The sequence below is a fragment of the Novosphingobium sp. genome (genome assembly GCF_965229225.1).
In the GTDB taxonomy this organism is placed as follows: domain Bacteria; phylum Pseudomonadota; class Alphaproteobacteria; order Sphingomonadales; family Sphingomonadaceae; genus Novosphingobium.
Genome location: NZ_OZ245867.1, coordinates 2,047,231 through 2,069,013, shown reverse-complemented (window position 1 = coordinate 2,069,013; position 21,783 = coordinate 2,047,231). Strand labels below are relative to the sequence as shown.

Annotated in this window: 20 protein-coding genes; 13 read left to right on the top strand and 7 right to left on the bottom strand. The window is 67.1% G+C overall.

The window, feature by feature from the left end:
• Window positions 1–8 precede the first annotated feature (8 nt).
• Window positions 9–911: a LysR family transcriptional regulator gene (locus ACO06X_RS09465; protein ID WP_421839670.1), complete on the bottom strand. Its 903-nt coding sequence runs from the start codon at window positions 909–911 to the stop codon at window positions 9–11.
• A 193-nt stretch (window positions 912–1,104) separates the two neighbouring features.
• Here ACO06X_RS09465 and ACO06X_RS09460 point away from each other — a divergent pair, with 193 nt between their 5' ends.
• From ACO06X_RS09460 to ACO06X_RS09450, 3 genes are all read left to right on the top strand, one after another.
• Window positions 1,105–2,040: a LysR substrate-binding domain-containing protein gene (locus tag ACO06X_RS09460; RefSeq protein ID WP_421839669.1), complete on the top strand. Its 936-nt coding sequence runs from the start codon at window positions 1,105–1,107 to the stop codon at window positions 2,038–2,040.
• Window positions 2,041–2,101: 61 nt separating this feature from the next.
• Window positions 2,102–3,493: an NAD(P)/FAD-dependent oxidoreductase gene (locus ACO06X_RS09455; protein ID WP_421839668.1), complete on the top strand. Its 1,392-nt coding sequence runs from the start codon at window positions 2,102–2,104 to the stop codon at window positions 3,491–3,493.
• Between the two features lie 112 nt (window positions 3,494–3,605).
• The gene (locus ACO06X_RS09450) at window positions 3,606–4,202 is read left to right on the top strand and encodes a sigma-70 family RNA polymerase sigma factor (RefSeq protein ID WP_421839667.1); all 597 of its coding nucleotides are present in this window, start codon (window positions 3,606–3,608) and stop codon (window positions 4,200–4,202) included.
• Between the two features lie 82 nt (window positions 4,203–4,284).
• Here ACO06X_RS09450 and ACO06X_RS09445 read toward each other — a convergent pair whose 3' ends face one another.
• Window positions 4,285–4,632 carry an energy transducer TonB gene (locus ACO06X_RS09445; protein ID WP_421839666.1) on the bottom strand — a complete coding sequence of 116 codons (348 nt, stop codon included), beginning with the start codon at window positions 4,630–4,632 and terminating at the stop codon, window positions 4,285–4,287.
• Between the two features lie 218 nt (window positions 4,633–4,850).
• Here ACO06X_RS09445 and ACO06X_RS09440 point away from each other — a divergent pair, with 218 nt between their 5' ends.
• Window positions 4,851–5,528 carry a peptidylprolyl isomerase gene (locus ACO06X_RS09440; protein WP_421839665.1) on the top strand — a complete coding sequence of 226 codons (678 nt, stop codon included), beginning with the start codon at window positions 4,851–4,853 and terminating at the stop codon, window positions 5,526–5,528.
• A gap of 7 nt (window positions 5,529–5,535) precedes the next feature.
• Here ACO06X_RS09440 and ACO06X_RS09435 read toward each other — a convergent pair whose 3' ends face one another.
• From ACO06X_RS09435 to bioB, 5 genes are all read right to left on the bottom strand, one after another.
• Window positions 5,536–7,290, bottom strand: a complete 1,755-nt coding sequence (locus ACO06X_RS09435; protein WP_421839664.1) for a hypothetical protein — start codon at window positions 7,288–7,290, stop codon at window positions 5,536–5,538.
• Between the two features lie 136 nt (window positions 7,291–7,426).
• A complete protein-coding gene (locus ACO06X_RS09430) occupies window positions 7,427–8,680 on the bottom strand; it encodes an adenosylmethionine--8-amino-7-oxononanoate transaminase (RefSeq protein ID WP_421839663.1) in 1,254 nt (417 codons plus the stop codon).
• Window positions 8,677–9,297 (bottom strand): dethiobiotin synthase, encoded by a 621-nt coding sequence (bioD, locus tag ACO06X_RS09425; protein WP_421839662.1) that lies wholly within the window; start codon window positions 9,295–9,297, stop codon window positions 8,677–8,679. Before bioD ends, ACO06X_RS09430 begins: the two co-directional genes overlap by 4 nt.
• Window positions 9,294–10,418, bottom strand: a complete 1,125-nt coding sequence (locus ACO06X_RS09420; RefSeq protein WP_421839661.1) for an 8-amino-7-oxononanoate synthase — start codon at window positions 10,416–10,418, stop codon at window positions 9,294–9,296. Before ACO06X_RS09420 ends, bioD begins: the two co-directional genes overlap by 4 nt.
• A 14-nt stretch (window positions 10,419–10,432) precedes the next feature.
• On the bottom strand, window positions 10,433–11,500 hold the full coding sequence (bioB, locus tag ACO06X_RS09415; RefSeq protein ID WP_421839660.1) for a biotin synthase BioB: 1,068 nt from the start codon (window positions 11,498–11,500) through the stop codon (window positions 10,433–10,435).
• A gap of 328 nt (window positions 11,501–11,828) precedes the next feature.
• On the opposite strand from bioB, the gene ACO06X_RS09410 reads away from it, so the two are divergent.
• The 9 genes from ACO06X_RS09410 (at window position 11,829) to fdhD (ending at window position 21,776) form a co-directional block, all read left to right on the top strand.
• Window positions 11,829–13,112 carry a nucleotide sugar dehydrogenase gene (locus ACO06X_RS09410; RefSeq protein ID WP_421839659.1) on the top strand — a complete coding sequence of 428 codons (1,284 nt, stop codon included), beginning with the start codon at window positions 11,829–11,831 and terminating at the stop codon, window positions 13,110–13,112.
• Between the two features lie 44 nt (window positions 13,113–13,156).
• Window positions 13,157–14,188 carry an NAD-dependent epimerase gene (locus ACO06X_RS09405; protein WP_421839658.1) on the top strand — a complete coding sequence of 344 codons (1,032 nt, stop codon included), beginning with the start codon at window positions 13,157–13,159 and terminating at the stop codon, window positions 14,186–14,188.
• Between the two features lie 53 nt (window positions 14,189–14,241).
• Window positions 14,242–15,147: a LysR family transcriptional regulator gene (locus tag ACO06X_RS09400; protein ID WP_421839657.1), complete on the top strand. Its 906-nt coding sequence runs from the start codon at window positions 14,242–14,244 to the stop codon at window positions 15,145–15,147.
• A 70-nt stretch (window positions 15,148–15,217) separates the two neighbouring features.
• Window positions 15,218–15,640: an NAD(P)H-dependent oxidoreductase subunit E gene (locus tag ACO06X_RS09395; RefSeq protein ID WP_421839656.1), complete on the top strand. Its 423-nt coding sequence runs from the start codon at window positions 15,218–15,220 to the stop codon at window positions 15,638–15,640.
• Complete coding sequence (locus ACO06X_RS09390) at window positions 15,637–17,193, top strand: NADH-ubiquinone oxidoreductase-F iron-sulfur binding region domain-containing protein (protein ID WP_421839655.1); 1,557 nt, start codon at window positions 15,637–15,639, stop codon at window positions 17,191–17,193. The genes ACO06X_RS09395 and ACO06X_RS09390 overlap by 4 nt, the downstream gene beginning before the upstream one ends.
• A gap of 205 nt (window positions 17,194–17,398) precedes the next feature.
• Window positions 17,399–17,917, top strand: coding sequence for a molybdenum cofactor guanylyltransferase (gene mobA, locus ACO06X_RS09385; protein WP_421839654.1), 519 nt, complete (start codon window positions 17,399–17,401; stop codon window positions 17,915–17,917).
• A complete protein-coding gene (gene fdhF, locus ACO06X_RS09380; protein WP_421839653.1) occupies window positions 17,907–20,780 on the top strand; it encodes a formate dehydrogenase subunit alpha in 2,874 nt (957 codons plus the stop codon). Before mobA ends, fdhF begins: the two co-directional genes overlap by 11 nt.
• Window positions 20,777–21,001, top strand: coding sequence for a formate dehydrogenase subunit delta (locus ACO06X_RS09375; protein ID WP_421839652.1), 225 nt, complete (start codon window positions 20,777–20,779; stop codon window positions 20,999–21,001). Before fdhF ends, ACO06X_RS09375 begins: the two co-directional genes overlap by 4 nt.
• On the top strand, window positions 20,991–21,776 hold the full coding sequence (fdhD, locus tag ACO06X_RS09370; RefSeq protein WP_421839651.1) for a formate dehydrogenase accessory sulfurtransferase FdhD: 786 nt from the start codon (window positions 20,991–20,993) through the stop codon (window positions 21,774–21,776). The genes ACO06X_RS09375 and fdhD overlap by 11 nt, the downstream gene beginning before the upstream one ends.
• Window positions 21,777–21,783: the final 7 nt, after the last annotated feature.

Genomic DNA, 21,783 nt, shown 5'->3' with positions numbered 1-21,783 from the left:
CGCGGCCCCTATGGCGCCCCCGCTGCCGCATCGCCGTTCGCCAGCGCCCAATCCTGCGCGCGTGCAACCCGCAGGAATGCCTCGGCGGCGACCGAACGGCGGCGCCCGGCGACAGAGGCGAGCACGAACCGCGTCTCCACCGATCCGAACGGCAGCCCGGTTGCCGCCAGTGGCGGCGCGGCAAGGCTGCGCGGTGTCCAGCCGCAACCGAGCCCGGCCTGCACCATCTGCCGCAGCTGCGCGGCCCCTTGCGCCTGATGTCGCACTTCGATCGCCGCGCCGACCCGCGTGGCGATCCGCGCAAGCGCGGCGCAGCCATCACCGGCGAGATCGATCCAGGCTTCCTCCTCGAGCATGGCAGCCGAGGCGGGAGGGGCGGCGGCAAAGGGATGATCGCCGCGGGTGACGATGCACCATTCATCCGCGAACAACGGCCAGCAATCCAGCCGCTCGGGGGCTTCATCGGGCATCTCGACGATGATCAGGTCGAGCGAGCCAGCCATCGCCATCTCGATCAGCTCGCGCGAGGAGCCGCCCGCCAGCGCCAGTTCCAGCCCGGAAAGGCTCTTGCCCAGTTCCGCCAGCACGCGTTCCAGCATGGCATGCTCGACCGTCCGCGCGACGCCCAGCGCCAGCGGCGCGATCTCCGCCCGGCCCATGCCGCGCGCCATCTGTTTGGCGGTCTGCGCGGCCTCGAAGCTGCGTTCGAGATGCGGCAACATGGCCTTGCCCAGCTCGGTCAGGTGGGTGCGCGCCCGTTCACGGCGAAACAGCGGGGCGCCGAATTCGTCTTCCAGCTTCTGGATCGCCTTGGTCAGCGAAGGCTGCGACACGTTGCACTCGATTGCAGCGCGCGTGAAGTTCAGCAGGCGTGCCGCGGCCAGGAAGTACCGGACCTGATGCATTTCCATGGCTGCGTTGCCCTGTGCCTGCAACCGCCGGACATTCCCGGACCAGCCGGCACCGCAGGGCGCCATCGGAGTCGCGGACGACAGCGGGTTGACCCGGCCACAATGAGCGCCAACCGGACTTGTCGCAAGCGGCGCATGTCACATATGATTTATCCATAAACTGCATTGAACTGCGGTGAAATGGACTGGAATGGTGCTTTACCAGCATCAGCCGATGGTGCAGGACAGCGGCGTGAACGATCTCACCGGCTGGATGCGCACTTTCATCACCGTTGCGGATGCGGCCAGCTTCAGCCGCGCCGCCGCGCGACTCGAATTGCCGCAGTCGACTGTTTCGCGCCAGGTCGGTGCGCTCGAGCGCCATCTCGGCGCCGCGCTGCTGAAGCGAACCACCCGTTCCATTGCGCTGACCAGCGAAGGGCAGGCTTACTACGAAGCGGCCTTGCGCGCGCTGGCGGCGATCGACGAGGCCGAGGCGGCGGTCGGGCTGCTTGGCGCGCTCGGCGGCCAAGTGCGATTGACGGCGCCGCTCACGCTCGCGCAGTCGCGCGTCATCGCGATGCTGGCGGATTTCCAGCGCATCCAGCCGCGCATCGAGATCGATCTCAGGGTGTCCGATCACGCGCTCAATCTCGTATCGGACAATCTCGATTTCGCCATCCGTGTCGGCGCAATCGGCGATAGCCGCTCGATCGCGCGCCGCATCGGCGTTTGCCGCCGCGTCATGGTCGCATCGCCCGCCTATCTTGATGAATATGGCGTGCCGCATCAGCCGTCCGATCTTTCGGCGCACAATTGCCTCAGCTACTCGCTGCTCGCGACGGGCAACAAATGGGCGCTCGGCAAGGATATGCAGGTCGAAGTGAGCGGGACATTCCGCGCCGACAGCCCGGATGCGCTGCGTGCGGCGGCGCTGGCGGGCATCGGCGTTGCCGTCAATGCGCGCTGGCTGTTCGAGGAAGACCTTGCCAGCGGCCGGTTGATCGAAGTGCTGCCCGATCATCCCCCGGCGGACATGCCGATCCACCTCGTCATGCCGGCGGGCCGCTATGTCGCTGCGCGCGTGCGGGCGGTTGCCGATCATCTCATCGCCGCATTCGCCGCCGATCCCCTGCTGCGCTCGGCCTGAGCGCTGTAACGATCGACCAGCCCCAGGCGAAACGCTCTCCATCGAAGGCGGGAGCAAGACAATGGTCGGTGAAGCGGTCGGTGAAGCGGTCGGTGATGCAGGCGAAAGAACCGCTGCAGGGGCGGGCAGGCCGCCGCAGGTCGTGATCGTGGGCGGCGGGTTCGGCGGATTGGCGGCGGCCAGGGCGCTGGCCGGTGCGCCGGTCGAGATCACCCTGATCGACAAGCGCAATCACCACCTGTTCCAGCCGTTGCTATATCAGGTTGCCACCGCCGGCCTCTCGCCGGCAGATATCGCCGGTTCGATCCGCGCCATCCTCGCCCGCCAGCCGAACGTGCGCGTGCTGCTCGACCGGGTCTACGGTGTCGACCAGGAACGCCGCCGCGTCATTCTCGGCGATGGGGAGCCGCTGGCCTATGACTGGCTGATCATCGCCACCGGCGCCACGCACAGCTATTTCGGGCGCGAGGACTGGGCGCCCCATGCGCCCGGCATCAAGACCATCGACGATGCCACCGCGATCCGCCGCCGCGTGCTCCTTGCGCTCGAACGCGCGGAAACCGAAACCGACGAGGTGAAGCGCAAGGCGCTGCTCACGTTCGTGGTGATCGGCGGCGGCCCGACCGGGGTCGAGATGGCCGGCGCGATTGCCGAACTTGCCCGCCAGTCAGTCAGCCGCGATTTCCGCCACATCACCCCGCATTGCTCGCGGATCGTGCTGCTCCAGCGCGGAGATCGTCTGCTGCCATCTTTCCCGCCCGCGCTTTCGGCCAAGGCGCGCAAGGGCATCGAGGAACTGGGCGTCGAAGTCCGGCTCGAGGCGGATGTCACCGCCATCGATGCCGATGGCGTTACCGTCGATGGCAACCGGATCAAGGCGGGTACGGTGATCTGGGCCGCCGGTGTCATGGCCAGCCGCGCGGCGGAATGGCTTGGGTGTGCGGGCGATCGCTCGGGCCGTGTGCCGGTGGGCGCGGACCTCCATCCCGATGGCGATCCTGCCATCTTCGTGATTGGCGATACCGCCGCATGCACCGATGGAGCGGGGCGGGCGCTGCCTGGTGTGGCCCCCGTTGCCAAGCAGCAGGGCCAGCACGCCGCCCGCGCCATTCGCGCGGCGCTGCAGGGCCGCGCCGTTCCGCCGTTCCGCTACCGCGACTATGGCAACATGGCGACGATCGGTCGCAGCCGCGCGATCGCCGATTTCGGCCGTCTGCGCGTGACCGGTCTGCCCGCCTGGCTGCTGTGGTGCGTCGCCCATATCTGGTTCCTGACCGGGCACCGCAATCGTCTCTCGGTCGGAATGAGTTGGCTCTGGAGCTATCTCACCTACCAGCGCGGAGCCCGTCTGATCACTGGCGATGTGGCGCCAGACTTGCCCGCAACGCGCGAACTGGCGCCCGCACTGCGGCGAAATCGCACCGAGCTGTCTGAATTTATCCTTGTCGAATAGAGGTTTGAGGTCGCTCATTCCCGGCATGCATTGATAGCATAACCACCTGGTGCGTGGTCGGCTTGCCAGCACTGGGGCACTGTTGGTGCATCGAGAGGCAAAGGAGCAAAGCATGGCAAGCCAACTGGAGACCGCCCGGCACGCTGCAAGCAGCCCGCGCAAGAGCGTTGGCTTCGGTTGGGAAGCCGCGATGGCAGCCAGCCTTGCCGGTGATGCCGCCGCGTATCGCCGCCTGCTGGAAGAGGCTGGCCGCTGGCTGCGCCGCTACTTCGCTCGCCGCCTTGCCCCCGAAATGGTCGACGATGCGGTGCAGGAAGCGCTCACCGCGCTTCACCTCAAGCGCGCCACGTTCGAACCGGGCCGTCCATTCCTGCCCTGGCTCGCAGCCATCGCCCGCTTCAAGGGCGTGGACAGCCTGCGCAGCGCCGGGCGCAATCGCACCGAGGAACTGGATGAAGGCCTGCACGGCGTGCCCAGCCACGAAAGTGCCTCGCTCAGCGGCATCGTCATGGCCGGGCTGTTCGATCGTCTGCGCCGCCCGCAGGCCGATGCGATCCGGCTGGTCAAGCTGCAGGGCTTCTCGGTCCGCGAAGCCGCCGCCATGACCGGCCAGTCCGAAGCGCTGGTCAAGGTCAACATCCATCGCGGGCTTTCAGCGCTCAAGGCCTTCTTCGGCGAAGGCGATCTCGCTCTCGAAGTGATCAGCTGAAGAAAGAAGAAGGGACGGATTGCTCCGCCCCTTCCTCGGCCGAGGGCCATCTGGCTCCGGTCGTCAACTGAAAATGGCGTGCTTACAGCAGCTTCCACGTGATCGGCACGGTCACCGAGGTGGCTCCGCCCGGCGGCGGCGGCACCGAGCCGGTGCGGCTCGGCAGGGCCAGCGCTTCGCGATCGAGCAAGGTCGAGCCCGAGGGCGAGACGAGCTCGGCGCGCTCGACCGCGCCGGAGGCGGCAACAAAGATCTTCACTTTCGCCGTGCCTTCCTCGCCGCGCGCAACCGCGGCCTTGGGATAGGTCTGCTTGGAGGCGATGGTGCGGGTGACCTGGCGGATCCAGTCGGCAGACTGGGCGTGGGCGGGGCCTGTAACACAGGCAGCGGCGAAGAGCCCGAAGGCCAGGATCTTGGCAGTCTTGAACATCGTTGGTCCTTCCGATTGGCGTCGAATGAGATGGCCCGCCAGCCTGATGGGGCAGGGCGGACCATGGTGGCGTGGGGTGCTCCCATCTGGCGCAAGGGCCGTTAGATTCGCGCCAAGGCGCCGTACGAGCGGCACCGGAGGGGGCGTTCATGCCATTTCGGACTGTGCCGAGCGGCAACCCTTGCTTCGCTGCGTGCCTTGAAGGTTAATGCGGAGCCATGATGCACCGCCGATTCGTCCTCGCCGCGCTTCCGCTTGCCTCCCTGCTGGTCGCTGCTGCGCCGCGAAAGCGCGTGGCAGCCTCGCCGCCCCCCCCTCCGCCGCCCCCTCCGCTGGCGGCAGTCGAACGCGTTGTGCTCACCACCGAGCTGGGCACGATCGAACTCACGCTCGATGGCGCGCATGCTCCGATCAGTACCGCCAATTTCCTGCACTATGTCGATACACGGCGCTTCGACGGGATCACCTTCTACCGCGCCATGCACCTTGCCTGGGGCGATCAGCCCAACGGCTTGCTGCAGGGAGGCCTGCGCGATCCGCGCCGCCTGTTCCCGCCCATCACGCATGAACCGACGAGCCAGACCGGACTCAGCCACGTGGCCGGTGCGATCTCGATGGCGCGCAATGCCCCGGGCACGGCAACGGCGGATTTCTCGATCATGCTGTCGGATCTCACCAGCCTCGATGCAAACCCGGCATCCGCCGATCCCGAAGCGCAGGCAGGCTATGCCGTGTTCGGCAAAGTCACCGCAGGCATGGACGTGGTGCGCAAGATCTGGGACTCGCCGATCTCGCAGACGCTGGGCGAAGGTTCGATGCGCGGGCAGATGCTGGAAGCGCCGGTGAAGATCCTCACCGCGCGCCGCCTGCCGCCCCCGCCCCCGGCCCAGCCCTGATCCGCGATCATTCCGGGCAGACCACCGGCTCGCCCGCGCCGCGCTGGAACAGCACGAGCCGCACAAAGAACGAGTCCCCGCCCGCCGTCTGGTTGGGCCCCGCCACAAGCTCCAGCGCATCGCCGGGGGCAAGATTGGCGCTGAGCGGCGGCAGTTGCAGCCGCCCGGTCAGCACCCCGCGCCAAAGCACCGTGCTGCCTGCGGTAAGGGTCAGGTCCACGCCGTCACCACCAGCGGCTTTGGCGAAGCAGCCACCCACGTCGATGGTTTCGGCCACCGGCGCGACATGCCGCCACACCGGGCGGATCGGCGCGGCAGCCGTTCCGCCCGGCGCGGCGGAGCTATTGTTGATCCGCAGCGGGCGATACCAGCGGTCGCCAAAGTAGCTTGTGAACTGATCGTCGAACAGCGGCAGCCGGTAGCTCGTATCGGCCTTGAGCCGCACGCCGTAGCGCCATTGCGGCGTTCCCCAGCCCATCAGCGTGTCGGCGATCCAGGTGGAGGCGCCAAAGCGGATCGCGGTGGTGCCGGTGATCACCAGCGGACTTTCGCTGACCTGCGCGAGCGCGGCGGGTGTGCCGCTCGCGTTGCTGATCTGCCCGCCTTCGACCCTGAGCGATCGCGGCGCACCCCAGACCACGGTCGTGTCCGTCCCGAAGCGATAGGCAAACAGCAGCGGATCGCCAAGATCGAGCCGCTGCGGGCGCCCACGCGCCAGGAGGCGCTGCATCATCCGGAAGGCCCCCGCCTGCGCCTTGGCGGCGGTGCCGGCATAAAGCCCCATGTTCGGGAACCAGCGCTGGTCGATGAGGGCATACCAGCTTGCCTGCGCGGCACCTGCGGCGGCCAGCATGGTCGCCTGCTTGATCAGTTCTCCGGCGGCCAGCGGCTGGTTGCGGCTGTCGATGCTGAATTCGCTTGCCCAGATCGGCACGCGCTTGCCCGCGCTGTCCATTGCGGCACCGAGCTGCGCGAGCTCGATATCCAGCCCCTCCGCGCGCGAGCGATAGGGGTGCACCGCAATGCCGTCCACCGTGGCCAGCATCCCGGCAGCGAACAGGGTCCGGAGGAACCCGGTGCCGATCATGTTGGTCGATCCGCCGAGGATGGCCACCCGCCCGCCGATCCGCGCGCGCACCGTCTTTAGCGTCGTGACATAGGCGGCGGCGCGGTCGACCCCGGCGGGATAGACCAGCGTGCCGGGCCCGTTGATCTCGTTGCCAACTTCGATCGCGGCAAGGCATGAGCCAAACCGGCCGACCAGTGCGGCAAGGTAGCTGGCAAAGGCCGCATTGCCCGCTGCGCTCGAAACCCACCCGCCGCCATCATAGAGCGGGTTGGACGGGACCGCCGTCAGCAGCAGGCGCTGCCCGTCCGCGCAGGCCGAGGCCAGCGCCTGTGCCGCCGGGGTATTGAGGGTGTAGCTGCCGCGCACTTTCTCGCTCTCGGCCCAGGGCAGCGAATCGCGCAGCATCGGCGCGCCGACCTGCCGCGCGAGGGCGAGAGTGGAAGGCGACCAGCCCTGGCTGAAATGTGTCTGCACTCCCAGCACCATCGGCGGCTGCTGGGCGATGTTTGCCGCGCCGCTTGCCGCAGAACCTGCCGCCTGCGCCGTCCCGATCGGTGATGTGATCTCGGCCGTGCGCCGCAGGTGCGCCGGCCCGCAGGCGGCAAGCAAGGCCACCAGCACGGCGATGCGCAGCGTAGGGCGCACCTGGTTCGCAACAAGGCGAAAGGGATCGATCAGAGCACGGCGGGCCATGGCACGCTCTCCGGCAAGGGGACGCGGCAAGGATGTGCCGGAGGCGCCTTAATGCGCTCCCAGCGGATTCCCTTAAGCGGCCATTTTTCTGTGTTGCGCTAGTCTGGCCGAACGCTCGGGATTTTCCCTTAGGGCGTTAAGGCCCAACAGCGCGGACGGCCATTTCGATCACATCGCCGATCCTGCTGAGATCGGCTTCGTCGATGCAATAAGGCGGCATGACATAGATCGTGTTGCCGAGCGGGCGCAGCAGCACGTCCGCTTCGCGGAACAGGGTCAGCAGGCGCGGGGCGAGCGAGGACAGATAGCCGCCGTCGGGAACCTCCAGATCGAGCGCGGCAATCGTCCCGCAGCGGCGCACCGCCGCCACGCCGGGCAGCAGCGCCAGCCTCTCGAGCAGCGCCTGCTGCCGCGCCCCAAGGTCAGCCAGCCGCGCCAGCACCGGCTTCTCCTGCCAGATCGCGATGTTCGCCGCCGCCGCCGCGCAGGCAATCGGGTTCGCGGTGTAGCTCGAGGAGTGGAAGAACATCTTCGCCCGGTCGGTCGACCAGTGCGCCATGAAGATTTCCTCACGCGCCATCGTCACCGCAAGCGGCATCGAACCGCCGGTGATCCCCTTGGCGAGGCAGAGGATATCGGGAACCACGCCCGCCTGCTCGCAAGCGAGCAGCGTGCCGGTGCGGCCCCACCCAGTCATCACTTCATCGGCGATCAGCAGCACTTCATGGCGGCGGCAGATCTCGGCCATCGCGGCGAGCAGCGCCGGCGGGTACATCAGCATGCCGCCCGCACCGAGGATCAGCGGCTCGACGATGAACGCGGCCGGGCCTTCGCGGCAGGCCGCTTCCAGCGCCTCCAGCGTATTGGCGCCGTCACCGACCGGATAGGGGATGGTGCCGACATCGAACAGCAGCGGCTCATAAGGCGCGTTGAACACCCCGCGCGCGCCGACCGACATCGCGCCGATGGTATCGCCGTGATAGCTGTGTTCAAGCACGAGGATGCGCCCGCGCGGCCTTGCGGTGTGCGCCCAATATCCCAGCGCCATCTTGAGCGCGACTTCGACCGAGGTTGACCCACTGTCCGAAAAGAACACCCGCGTCAGTTCGCGCGGCATCAGCGCGATCAGCCCCGCAGCGACGCGCTCGGCAGGCGCATGGGTCCAGCCCGCAAAGATCAGCTGGTCCAGCGCCCCGGCCTGCGCGCGGATCGCCTCGACGATGCGCGGATGGCAGTGCCCGTGCGTCGTCACCCACCACGAGGAGATCGCGTCGATCACCCGCCGCCCGTCGGCCGTATAGAGCGCCGCGCCCTCGGCGTGCGTTACCAGCGGTACGGGATCGCCCAGCCCGTGCTGGGTGAACGGATGCCAGACCGCTGAGCCGCTCACGTGAAGTCTTCGAGGGAGAAACCCCGGACAAAGGCGCCGATCAGCGTTTGCGGCTCGAGCGTGGGCAGGAGGGGCAGGCGCCCCAGCCGCCGCACCTGGCCCATCTCGCAGATGGTCGCCTCGTTGTCCTCGTTCGCTTCTCCCACGAAGGCTACGCCATGGATCGGCACGCGCCGCGCGCGCAGCGCCTCGATCGTCAGCAGGCTGTGGTTGATCGTGCCCAGCGCCGTGCGCGCGACAATGATCGTGAGCAGCCCCCACCGCGCGAAGACATCGGCATAGGTCACCTCGCGCGTCAGCGGCACCAGCGCGCCGCCCGCGCCTTCGATCACCAGCGGCCGCGCCTCGGGCAGCATCAGCCAGTCGGGATCGATGACCATGCCGTCGATCTCTGCCGCGCGGTGGGGCGAAAGCGGTTCGGTCAGGCGATAGGCTTCGGGGAGGATCTTCTCAGCGGCCAGTCCGGCGAGCGTCGCCACGCTGTCGCTGTCCGCGCCGTCTGCGAGTCCGGACTGCACCGGCTTCCAGTAGTGGGCACCCAGCGCGCCGGCGAGGGCGGCGGAAAAGACCGTCTTGCCAATCCCGGTATCGGTTCCGGTTACAACAAACGCACTCATGCCAGTGCCTCTGCCAAGGCTTCCGCCAACGCGTCAATATCTTCCGGCATGACGTTTTGTGTCAGTGAAATCCGCAGCCTGCTGGTTCCGGCGGGCACGGTCGGCGGGCGGATGCCGCGAATATCGAATCCAGCCTCCTGCAGGCGCGCCGCAACCGCCATCGTGCGCGCCTCATCGCCAAGGATCAGCGGCATGATCTGCGTGCCGGTCGCCTCCGCGCCATGGGGCGCCAGCGCGGCCTCGGCATGGGCGATGCGCGCCATCAACCCGGTCCGCCGCTCGGGCTCATCCACCAGCATCTTCAGCGCCTCGCGCACCGCAGCGGCCATGAGCGGGGAGGGCGCGGTCGAGAAGATGAACGGGCGCGCCCGGTTGACGAGGAAATCGCGCACCACCGCCGGAGCGCAGACCAGCGCGCCTTCGCAGCCCAGCGCCTTGCCGCAAGTGCGCAGCACCACCGTATCCGCCCGCCCGTCGAGCGCGGCAGCAAGGCCGCGCCCATCCGGCCCGAACACGCCGGTCGCATGCGCCTCATCGATCAGCATGATCGCCTCGTGCCGTTCGGCAAGTTGAGCAAGGTCTGCCAGCGGCGCCCGGTCGCCGTCCATCGAATAGAGGCTCTCGAACGCCAGCCACACGCGGCCCCGGCCGCCGCTCGCGCGCCATGCGGTGATGGCATCGTCGAAGCTGTCCGGGTCGTTGTGCCCGGCCACGACGGCGGTCGCCCGCGTGAGCGCCAACCCCTCGTGCATCGAGGCATGGATCAGCGCGTCATAGACAATCAGATCGCCGCGCTGCGGCAAGGTCGCCAGCAAGGCGACGTTGGCGGCATAGCCTGACGAAAGGAACAGCGCGCTTTCCGAGCCGAAAAACTGCGCCGCCTGCGCTTCCAGCGCCTCATGTTCGGGATCGTTGCCGCGTAGCAGCCGCGATCCGCCCGATCCCATCGGCACGCCGCGCGCTATGGCTTCCTCCACCGCCCGCGCAAGCCGGCGCGCGCGCGCCATGCCGAGGTAATCGTTCGAGGAAAAGTCCCGCCCCTGCCGCAGGATCAGCTGCCGGCGCCGATCGCGCGCAGCGAGGCCTTCCAGATCGGCGCGGTGCGCGTGCCACATATCCATCGGTGAAGCCGGACCTACCGCCCGCAAGCCGCCTTGTCTGCGCGCATCGGTTCCTCCGCCTCCATCGGCCTCAGGCCCAGCCGGGCAAACAGCGCCGCATCGGCATCGTCCCCGGCATTGGCGGCGGTCAGCAGCCGGTCGCCGGTGAAGATCGAGTTGGCCCCGGCAAGGAAGCACAGCGCCTGCGCCGTCTCCGACATCGATTCGCGCCCCGCCGAGAGCCGCACCATCGAACGCGGCATGGTGATCCGTGCCGCCGCAACGGTGCGCACGAATTCGATGTCATCGATCTTGGCGAGCGGCGTATCGGCCAGCATATCGCCCAGCACAGTGCCCTTGATCGGCACCAGCGCGTTCACCGGCACGCTTTCGGGATGGCGCTCCAGCGTGGCCAGCGCATGGATGAAGCCCACCCGGTCGGCGCGCGTCTCGCCCATGCCGACGATCCCGCCCGAGCAGACGTTGATCCCCGCCTTGCGCACTTGCGCCAGAGTGTCGATCCGCTCCTCGAAGCTGCGCGTGGTGATGATCTCGCCGTAGCGCTCCGGCGAGGTATCGATGTTGTGGTTGTAGTAATCGAGCCCCGCCTCGGCGAGCTGCGCGGCCTGGCTTTCGCTCAGCATGCCCAGCGTCATGCAGGTTTCCATGCCCATTTCGCGCACGCCCTTCACCATCGCGATGATCGCGGGCATGTCGCGGTCCTTGGGGTTGCGCCAGGCCGCGCCCATGCAGAAGCGCTTCGATCCCGCATCGCGCGCCTGCGCGGCGGATTGCAGCACGGCCTGAACTTCCATCAGCTTGGTCGCCTCGACCCCGCTGTCCGCCTTGACCGATTGCGAGCAGTAGCCGCAATCCTCCGGGCAGCCGCCGGTCTTGATCGAAAGCAGCGTGCAGAGCTGCACTTCATCGGGCCGGTGATGGCGCCGATGCACTTCGGCAGCGCGGAACAGCAGTTCGGTGAACGGCAGGTCGAACAGCGCGGCGATTTCCTCGCGCGTCCAGTCGGTGCGCACTTCGCTCCGGAAAAGCCCGCCGGTGCCGACGCGCGGCTCGCGGGCAGGGATCGTTTCAGCATCGGTCATCGGGTACTCCGCAGGCTTTTCCAGTGAAGAGAATCAGATAGTTGCTCCTAGCCGAGTTGCGCCGCCGTGCCTTCCCAAAATGCACACGGACGTTTCACGATTGGAAACCGTGTCCTCCCTGCCACCAGCATAGGGGCCGTCTTGCACGAAGCGACCGGGGGCACGCCGGGCGGAAATCCGTCCTTCCGTCCCTGCCGTGGTTAAGTCCGTGTTCGCAAATATTGGATAAGGGAGGGTCTGGCGCGGCAGCAGCGCGCCGGAATCGTTCCGGGTGAGCGGATGACCCCGCAGTCCGGACGACCAAACGCGTGAGGCAGATTGTTCGGGTATGAAGGCGTTCGGCAAAATCGGAGTTATCGGGCTTGGCTACGTCGGCCTGCCGCTCGCTGTCTCGTTCGCCCGCAAGCATGAGGTGATCGGCTTCGACGTGAGCGAGCACCGCGTCAGCACGCTGCGCGCAGGGCATGACTATACCAACGAGATTTCGGCCGAAGAGCTTGCCGCCTCCACGCTGGCGATCACCTCGTCGATCGAGGATCTCAAGGGCTGCAGCATCCTCATCGTCACGCTGCCGACTCCTGTCGACGAGAGCCGGCGGCCCGATTTCTCGAACATCACGGGCGCCTGTGCCGCGATCGGCAAGATCATCGCGCCCGGCACGATCATCGTGTTCGAAAGCACCGTCTATCCCGGCGCGACCGAGGAAGTCTGCGCGCCGGTGATCGAGGCCGCCTCGGGCCTCAAGAGCGGTGAGGGCTTCAAGCTTGGCTACAGCCCCGAACGCATCAATCCGGGCGACAAGGCGCATCCTCTCGAAGCCATCGTCAAGGTGGTCGCCGGGCAGGATGCCGAAACGCTCGACATTCTAGCCGAACTCTATGGCTCGGTGATCCACGCCGGCATCCACCGCGCCTCCTCGATCAAGGTGGCGGAGGCCGCGAAGGTCATCGAAAACACCCAGCGCGATATCAACATCGCGCTGATGAACGAGATTTCCAAAATCTGCGATCTCGTCGGCATCCGCACCAAGGAAGTGCTGGCGGCGGCGGGAACCAAGTGGAACTTCCTCAAGTTCTATCCCGGCCTTGTCGGCGGGCACTGCATCGGCGTCGACCCGTACTACCTCACCGCCAAGGCGGAGCAGATGGGCTATCACCCCGAAGTGATCCTCTCCGGCCGCCGCATCAACGACAGCATGGGCAGCTATATCGCCCGGCGCGGCGTGAAGATGCTGGCGGCTTCCGGACATCCGCTCAAGGACGCGCGCATCGGCATTCTCGGTCTCACGTTCAAGGAAAACGTGCCGGACATCCGCAATTCCAAGGTCGAGGATATCTACCGCGAACTGTGCGAATTCGGCATCGCGCCGCTGGTCCATGATCCGATGGCGCACCCGGAGGCGACGCGCCACGAATTCGGGATCGAGCTTTCGAGAATCGAGGACTTCGCTGGGCTCGACCTCCTCATCTATGCGGTCTCGCACGATCACTACGCGGCCATGGGCGCGGATGCGATCCAGTCCATGCTCGCCCCGAACGGCGTGCTGATCGACGTGAAGTCCGTGCTTGCACCCCAGACGCTGCGCGGCGACATTCGGTACTGGAGCCTCTAGGCGCCGACTTGGAACGGGCAGCGGCGAGCGCTCCGGAGGAACACATGGCAATTCTTGTTACCGGCAATGCCGGCTTCATCGGCTTTCACACGGCAAAGACCCTGCTTGAGCGCGGGGACGATGTGGTCGGGCTCGATGTCGTCAATGACTACTACGATCCGGCGATCAAGGAAGCGCGCCTTGCCATCCTTGAGGAAACGGCGCGGCGCACCAACGCGTCCTATACCTTCGTGCGCGGCAATCTGGCCGATCGCGCGGTGGTCGAGGATACCTTTGCCAAGAACGATATCCGCCGGGTGATCAACCTCGCCGCGCAGGCAGGCGTGCGCTACTCGATCGAGAATCCGCACGCCTACGTCGAGAGCAACATCATCGGCTTCACCAACATTCTCGAGGCCTGCCGCCACGGCGGGGTCGAGCATCTGGTCTATGCCTCCACCAGCAGCGTCTACGGGGCGAATCAGGCGATGCCGTTCAGCGAGCATGTCGGCGTCGATCACCCGCTGCAGTTCTACGCCGCGACGAAGAAGGCGAACGAGCTGATGGCGCACAGCTACAGCCATCTCTATCGCCTGCCGACGACGGGCCTGCGCTTCTTCACCGTCTATGGGCCGTGGGGCCGGCCGGACATGGCGCTGTTCCTCTTCGCCAAGAACATCATCGCGGGCAAACCCATCGACGTGTTCAACTATGGCAACCACACGCGCGATTTCACCTTCGTGAGCGATATCGTGGAAGGCGTGATCCGCGCCTGCGACCATCCGGCCCAGCCCAACCCGGATTGGGATGCGCACCGCCCCGATCCCGCCACGAGCAACGCTCCCTACCGGATCTACAACATCGGCAACAACAGCCCGGTGAAGCTGACCGAATATATCGAGGCGCTCGAGGACGCGCTCGGCAAGAAGGCCATCCGCAACCTGCTGCCGCTCCAGCCGGGCGATGTGCCGGATACCTTTGCCGACGTTTCCGATCTCGAGCGCGAGCTGGGTTACAAGCCTGCAACCACCGTCAAGGAAGGGGTTGCCGCCTTCGTGAAGTGGTACGTCGAATACATGGCCAAGACAGCGGCCTGACCTTTCGGCGCAAACTGTGATAGGCCCTTCCTCTCACAAGGGATGGCCCTCCGATGCAACTGCGCCACTTGCGCTATTTCGTCACGCTCGCGCGCGAACAGCATTTCGCCAAGGCCGCCGCCACCTGCGGCATTTCGCAGCCCACGCTGTCTGCGGGGCTCGCCGCGCTGGAGGCCGAGTTCGGACGCCGACTGGTCGAGCGTGACCGCCGCTTCATCGGCCTCACGCCCTATGGGCAGGCAATGCTCCCCTGGGCCGAGCAGATCCTCGGCGCTGTCAGCGGCATGGCGAGTGCGGTTGCCGCCACCGCCGCGCCGCTCAGGGGCGAGTTCGGGCTCGCCGCCATTCCTGCCGCGCTCCCGCTCATCGGCCTTCTGGGCGAGGCGCTGCTGGCGCAGAACCCGGGGATCACGCTTTCGGTCCGGTCCGCCACTTCGCGCGCGATCGAGCATGGGCTCCATGCCTTCGAAGTCGATGCCGGGATCACCTACCTCGATCACGAACCGCCCGCGAATGTCCTTTCGGTTCCGCTCTATGCGGAGCGCTACGTGTTCCTCGCGGCGCGCGGCAGCGGGTTCGATCAGCACGCGGCAATCAGCTGGAAAGATGCGTGCGCGCAGAACCTGTGCCTGCTCCATCAGGGCATGCAATATCGCCGCATTCTTGACGAGCGCCTCGCCGCGCGCGGGCTCGCCACCGCCCCGCGCGCCACGGCAGACAGCCACTTCGCGCTGTTCGCCTTGGTCCATTCGGGCGCCTTCGCCACGATCGTGCCCGATGGCTACGCGCGGCTGATGGCGGGTGTCGAGTGGGCGCGCTTCCTGCCATTCGACGAACCGGAGGACGCGCGCCGCGTGGGCCTCGTCGTGGTGAACCGCGATCCGCTCGGCCCCATGGCCCGCGCTGCGCTCGCCGCCGCCCGCGCGCTCGAACCGGCAGGGCTGCGGGCACCTGCTTGATAGAGTAGCTCTATCAACCATCAGGCAATTCGATTTGACCTGCGGCGCTGAATTCCCATGAGATTTGCGCATGACAGATCAAGACGAGCTCGATGCCATCCTTGCCGGCCACGCTGGCCGCGAAGGCGCGCTGCTGCCGATCCTGCACGATGTGCAGGCCGCGTTCGGCCACGTTTCGGAAGATGCGATCCGCCGCATTGCGCATACGCTCAATCTCACCCGCGCCGAAGTCCACGGCGTCGTCAGTTTCTACCATGATTTCCGCGAAGAGCCGGAGACCCGCCCGGTGCTCAAGCTCTGCCGCGCCGAAAGCTGCCAGGCACGCGGCGTCGAAGCCATGGTCGCGGCGCTGCCGGACAATCCCCGCGTTGCGGTCGAGACGGTCTACTGCCTCGGCCTGTGCAGTGTCGGCCCTGCCGCGATGATCGGCCATGAAGTCCACGGTCGGCTCGATGCCGCCCGCCTCGGCGCGCTGGTGGAGAGCCTGGCATGACCGCCCAATTGCAAACAGTGGTCCGTATCTCCGACGATGCCGCCGCGCTCGCTTGCGGCGCCAATGCCGTCGCCGCTGCCTTCGCCAAGGCTGGCTGCAAGGTGGAGCGCGTTTCCAGCTGGGGCATGCACTGGCTCGAACCTTTGGCAGAGATCGACGGGCAGGGCTTTGGTCCGCTCGAACCCGCCGATGTCGCCGCCGTCCTCGCCGGCACCAGCGACTTGGGCGTAGGCAAGATCGCCGAGCACCCCTTCATCGCCCGCCAGCAGCGCTTCACCTTCGCCCGCGCCGGCAAGACCCGCCCGCTAAGCCTTCAGGACTACGCCGCAACCGGCGGCTGGCTCGGCCTCAAGCGTGCGCGTGAACTCGGTCCAGACGCGACCATCGCCGAAGTCACCCAGTCAGGCCTGCGCGGGCGCGGCGGCGCGGGCTTTCCGGCGGGCATCAAGTGGACCACCGTCGCCAAAGCCGCTGGCCCGGTGAAGTACATCGTCTGCAACGCCGACGAGGGCGACAGCGCCACCTTCGCGGACCGCATGGTGATGGAAGGCGATCCCTTCATGCTGATCGAGGGAATGGCGATTGCCGGCCACGCCGTGGGCGCGGGCAAGGGCTATATCTACGTTCGCAGCGAATACCCGCAGGCCATCGCCAAGCTGCAGGCCGCGATCATGCTCGCGGTGCCGCACATCGCCCCGTTCGAAGTCGAAGTCCGCGTCGGCGCCGGGGCTTACGTCTGCGGTGAAGAAACCTCGCTGCTGAACTCGCTGGAAGGCAAGCGCGGCGAAGTGCGCGCCAAGCCGCCGCTGCCTGCGCTCGAAGGCCTGTTCGGCAAGCCCACGGTGGTCAACAACGTCCTGACGCTTGCCGCAGTGCCGTGGATCCTCGCGAACGGCGGGGCGGCCTATGCCGAGGTGGGCTTTGGTCGTTCGCGCGGCACGATGCCGATCCAGCTGGCAGGCAACATCAAGCATGGCGGCCTGTTCGAAGTCGGCTTCGGCGTGACGCTCGGTGAGCTGGTCGAAACAATAGGCGGCGGCACCGCCTCGGGCCGTCCAGTCCGTGCGGTGCAGGTCGGCGGACCGCTGGGGGCTTATCATCCGCCCGCCGATTTCCACTTGCCGTTCGACTATGAGGCGTTCTCGTCTGCCGATGGCCTGATCGGCCACGCCGGCCTCACCGTGTTCGACGACACGGCGGACATGAGCGCGCAGGCCCGCTTCGCGATGAGCTTCTGCGCCGCCGAATCCTGCGGCAAGTGCACGCCCTGCCGCATCGGCTCCACGCGCGGGGTCGAACTGATCGACCGCATCCGCGCGCGCTCGGGGCGTCAGGCCGACCGGGTCGAAACGCTCCCCCAGATGCACAATGCCCGCAAGGCACCGCGCACTCTGGCCGAGGACGTCACCCTGCTTGAAGACCTGTGCGAGACAATGAAGTTCGGCTCGCTCTGCGCGCTGGGCGGCTTCACGCCCTATCCGGTGCTTTCGGCGCTGAAGCACTGGCCCGAGGACTTCGGTGTGGCTGTGCCCGATCAGGAAGCGGCCGAGTGATGGCACTCGCTTCCCCCATCACCAACCGTCATGCTGAACTTGTTTCAGCATCCATCTCTCGTTTTGCCCGGAGGTCTGTGGCTTCTGCGCCAAGGGTGCAGTGTGGTGCCTCACCGCAAGCCTTGGCGCTTGCGGCGCGATGGACCCTGAACCAAATTCAGGGTGACGATGGGAATTGGGTATCGGTTGCGTGGGGATCGCAAGCATGATCCTCGGCGCAGTCCTTGCGGGCGGCCAGTCCTCGCGCTTCGGCAGCGACAAGGCGCTGGCCGCACTGGGCGGGCAAACCCTGCTCGAACGGGCCGTCGCGTCGCTGCAAGCCCAGTGCGACGAGGTGATCGTGGTCGGACGCGGCGACGTTGCCGACCGCCCGCGCCCCGGCATGGGCCCGCTCGGCGGCATCAACGCCGCGCTCCACCACGCCGCAAGCCATGGCTACGGCGAAGTGCTCACCTGCGGCGTCGATTGCGGCGGCCTTGGCCCGCAGACCCGCGCCGATCTCGCTCCCGCGCCCGCCTATGTCGCGGATCAGCCCGTCATCGGCCTCTGGCCCGCTTCCGCCGCACCCGCGCTCGACGCCTTCCTCGCCTCCGATGCCAAGCATTCGATGCGCGCCTTTGCCACCATGATCGGCGCGCGCGCCGTCAGCCTTTCGGCCAGCCCCGCCAATATCAACACGCGCGAAGACCTTGCCCTCGCGCAGGAGCACCTCGATGGACAGTGAACGCGAAACCTATCGCCCCCAGCCCGATTTCGGCACGCCCGAAGTGCGCGGGGCCGCGACCGTCACGCTGACCATCGATGGCCGCGAAGTCTCGGTCGCACCCGGCACCACGGTGATGCGCGCCGCCGCCGTCTCGGGCGGTTCGATCCCCAAGCTCTGCGCGACCGACAGCGTCAAGCAATTCGGCTCGTGCCGCCTCTGCCTCGTCGAGATCGACGGGATGCGCGGCACACCCGCCAGCTGCACCACGCTCGTCTCCGAGGGCATGAAGGTCCACACCCAGACCAAGAAGCTCGAAAAGCTGCGGCGCGGGGTGATGGAACTCTACATCTCCGACCACCCGCTCGATTGCCTCACCTGCAGCGCCAACAACGATTGCGAATTGCAGGATCAGGCCGCCGCCGTGGGCCTGCGCGATGTGCGCTATGGCTATGAGGGTGCGAACAACCTCGCCCAGCCGATGGACGTGTCGAACCCCTACTTCGATTTCGATCCCTCCAAGTGCATCATGTGTTCGCGCTGCGTGCGCGCCTGCGATGAAGTGCAGGGCACCCTCGCGCTCACCATCGAAGGCCGGGGCTTTGACAGCAAGGTGAGCGCCGGCCTCGCCTCCGACAGCTTCCTCTCCTCCGAATGCGTTTCCTGCGGCGCCTGCGTACAGGCCTGCCCCACGGCGACCTTGCAGGAAAAGGCGGTCAAGGAAATCGGCAAGCCCGAACGCGCCACCGTCACCACCTGCGCCTATTGCGGCGTCGGCTGCACCTTCCGTGCCGAAACGCGGGGCGAGGAAGTCGTGCGCATGGTGCCGTGGAAGGATGGCAAGGCCAATCGCGGCCATTCGTGCGTCAAGGGCCGCTTCGCCTGGGGCTATGCCCAGCATCAGGAGCGCGTGCTCTCCCCAATGATCCGTTCGTCGATCGACGAGCCCTGGCAGGAAGTCAGCTGGGACGAAGCCATTGCCCACACCGCCAGCGAGCTTAAGCGCATCTCCGCCAAGTATGGCCGCAACGCGCTTGGCGGCATCACCTCCAGCCGCTGCACCAATGAGGAAACCTTCCTCGTCCAGAAGCTGGTCCGCGCTGGGTTCGGCACCAACAACGTCGATACCTGCGCGCGCGTCTGCCACTCGCCCACCGGCTACGGCCTCAAGACCACCTTCGGCACCTCGGCGGGCACGCAGGACTTCGATTCGGTCGAAGACAGCGACGTCATCCTCGTCATCGGCGCCAACCCGACCGACGGCCATCCCGTCTTCGCCAGCCGGATGAAGCGCCGCTTGCGGCAGGGCGCCAAGCTGATCGTGATCGATCCGCGCCGCACCGACCTGGTGCGCAGCCCGCACATCAGCGCCGACTATCACCTGCCGCTGCGCCCGGGCACCAATGTCGCGGTGCTCACCGCCATCGCGCACGTGATCGTCACCGAAGGCCTCGCCGATGAAGCGTTCGTGCGCGAACGCTGCGACCTCGAGGAATATCGCCACTGGGCCGATTTCGTCAGCCTTGACCGCAACAGCCCCGAATTCCTCGAACCCGTCACCGGCGTTTCCGCCGCTGATCTGCGCGGAGCCGCCCGCCTGTTTGCCAAGGGCGGCAACGGTGCGATCTACTACGGCCTCGGCGTCACCGAACACAGCCAGGGTTCGTCCACCGTCATGGCCATCGCCAACCTCGCCATGGCGACGGGCAACATCGGCCGCCGCGGTGTCGGCGTGAACCCGCTGCGCGGCCAGAACAACGTGCAGGGCGCCTGCGACATGGGCAGCTTCCCGCACGAACTCTCAGGCTATCGCCACGTTTCGGACCTTGCGACCCGCCAGCTGTTCGAAGCGGAATGGGGCGTGCCGATCGATCCCGAACCGGGCCTGCGCATCAACAACATGCTCGATGCCGCGACCGATGGCCTGTTCAAGGCGATCTACATCCAGGGCGAGGACATCCTCCAGTCCGACCCGGACACCAAGCACGTCGCCGCCGGCCTCGCCGCGATGGAATGCGTGATCGTGCAGGACTTGTTCCTCAACGAAACCGCCAACTACGCGCATGTCTTCCTGCCCGGCTCCACGTTCCTTGAAAAAAACGGCACCTTCACCAACGCCGAACGCCGCATCCAGCCGGTGCGCAAGGTGATGGAACCGAAGAACGGCTACGAGGACTGGGAGATCACCCAGCTCATGGCGCAGGCGATGGGCCTCGATTGGGCCTATACCCACCCGCGCGAGATCATGGACGAGATCGCCCGCCTCACGCCGACTTTCGCGGGCGTCAGCTTCGCGCGGCTCGACGCTGAAGGCTCGCTGCAATGGCCGGTGAATGACGCAGCGCCGGATGGTTCGCCGATCATGCACATCGATGGCTTCGTGCGCGGGAAGGGCAAGTTCGTGGTGACCGACTACGTGCCGACCGACGAGCGCACCGGGCCGCGCTTCCCGCTGCTCCTCACCACGGGCCGCATCCTCAGCCAGTACAACGTTGGCGCGCAGACCCGCCGCACCGCCAACGTCGTCTGGCACCCTGAGGACTTGCTCGAAATCCACCCGGCCGACGCGGAAAACCGCGGCATCAAGTCGGGCGACTGGGTGCGCCTCGCCAGCCGCTCGGGCGAGACGACGCTGCGCGCCACCGTCACCGATCGCGTCGCGCCGGGCGTGGTCTACACCACGTTCCACCACCCGGTGACACAGGCCAACGTGATCACCACCGACTATTCGGACTGGGCCACCAATTGCCCCGAATACAAGGTGACCGCCGTGCAGATCACCCCCTCCAACGGCCCGACCGACTGGCAGGAGGAATACGAGGCGCAGGCCTCGCGCTCGCGCCGCATCCGGGGCCATGAAGCTGCAATGGAGCCCGCCGAATGAGCGCGCACACCACCGAAAAGCTGGTCTACATGGCCAACCAGATCGCGCGGAACGTGACGCACGAGCCGGACCCCGTCACCATGATCGCCGATCACATCCACGCCTTCTGGTCGCCCCGGATGATAGCCGATGTTCTGGCTGTGCTGGACGGGCCGGAAGGCGCGGCGCTCGATCCCGTGGCGCGCGCGGCGCTTGACCGGCTCGCCGCGCATGCTGCCTGAAGCTGCTCGGCAGCATACATTCGCGGAACATTTCGCCGATGGCCGCGCGCCCGCCCCGCGCGAGCGGCTGCTAGCGATCGAGGCGCCCATCGCGGTCGAGATCAACGGCCTCGGCTATGCGGTGATGATGGCGACGCCATCGGATCTTGGCGACTACGCGCTCGGCTTCTGCCTTTCCGAACAGCTGATCGCCGCGCCCGAACAGCTTCTGTCCGCCGAAGCGAGCGAAGTCCCCGCTGGTGGCTGGATGCTGCGGATTCAGCTCGCCGCCGATGATGCCGCTCCGCTGATGGAGCGCGCCCGCCTGCGCCTGGCCGAGGGCAGCTGCGGCCTCTGCGGCATCGAAAGCCTTGAGCAGGTCCTGCGCCCGCTGCCGCCGGTTACGGCGCAAATCGAAGTCGATGACGCGGCGATCTTTCGCGCCGTTGCTGCGCTCCCCGATCTCCAGCCGCTCGGCAAAGCCACCCGCGCCGTCCATGCCGCCGCATTCTGCACTCCCGATGGCACCGTGCATCTGGTGCGCGAGGATGTCGGCCGCCACAACGCGCTCGACAAGCTGCTGGGCGCGATGGCACAGGCCGGGCTCAAGGCAGGGGAGGGCTTCATCGTCCTAACCGCGCGGTGCAGTTTCGAACTTGTGCAGAAGGCGGTGCTGGCAGGCTGCCCGCTGCTCGTCACGATCTCCGCCGCCTCCACCCTCGCCGCGCAGCAGGCCGCCACCCACGGCCTGCGCCTGGTCTCGCTGGCGCGCGAGGACAGCTTTCTCAGCGACTAGGATTCCG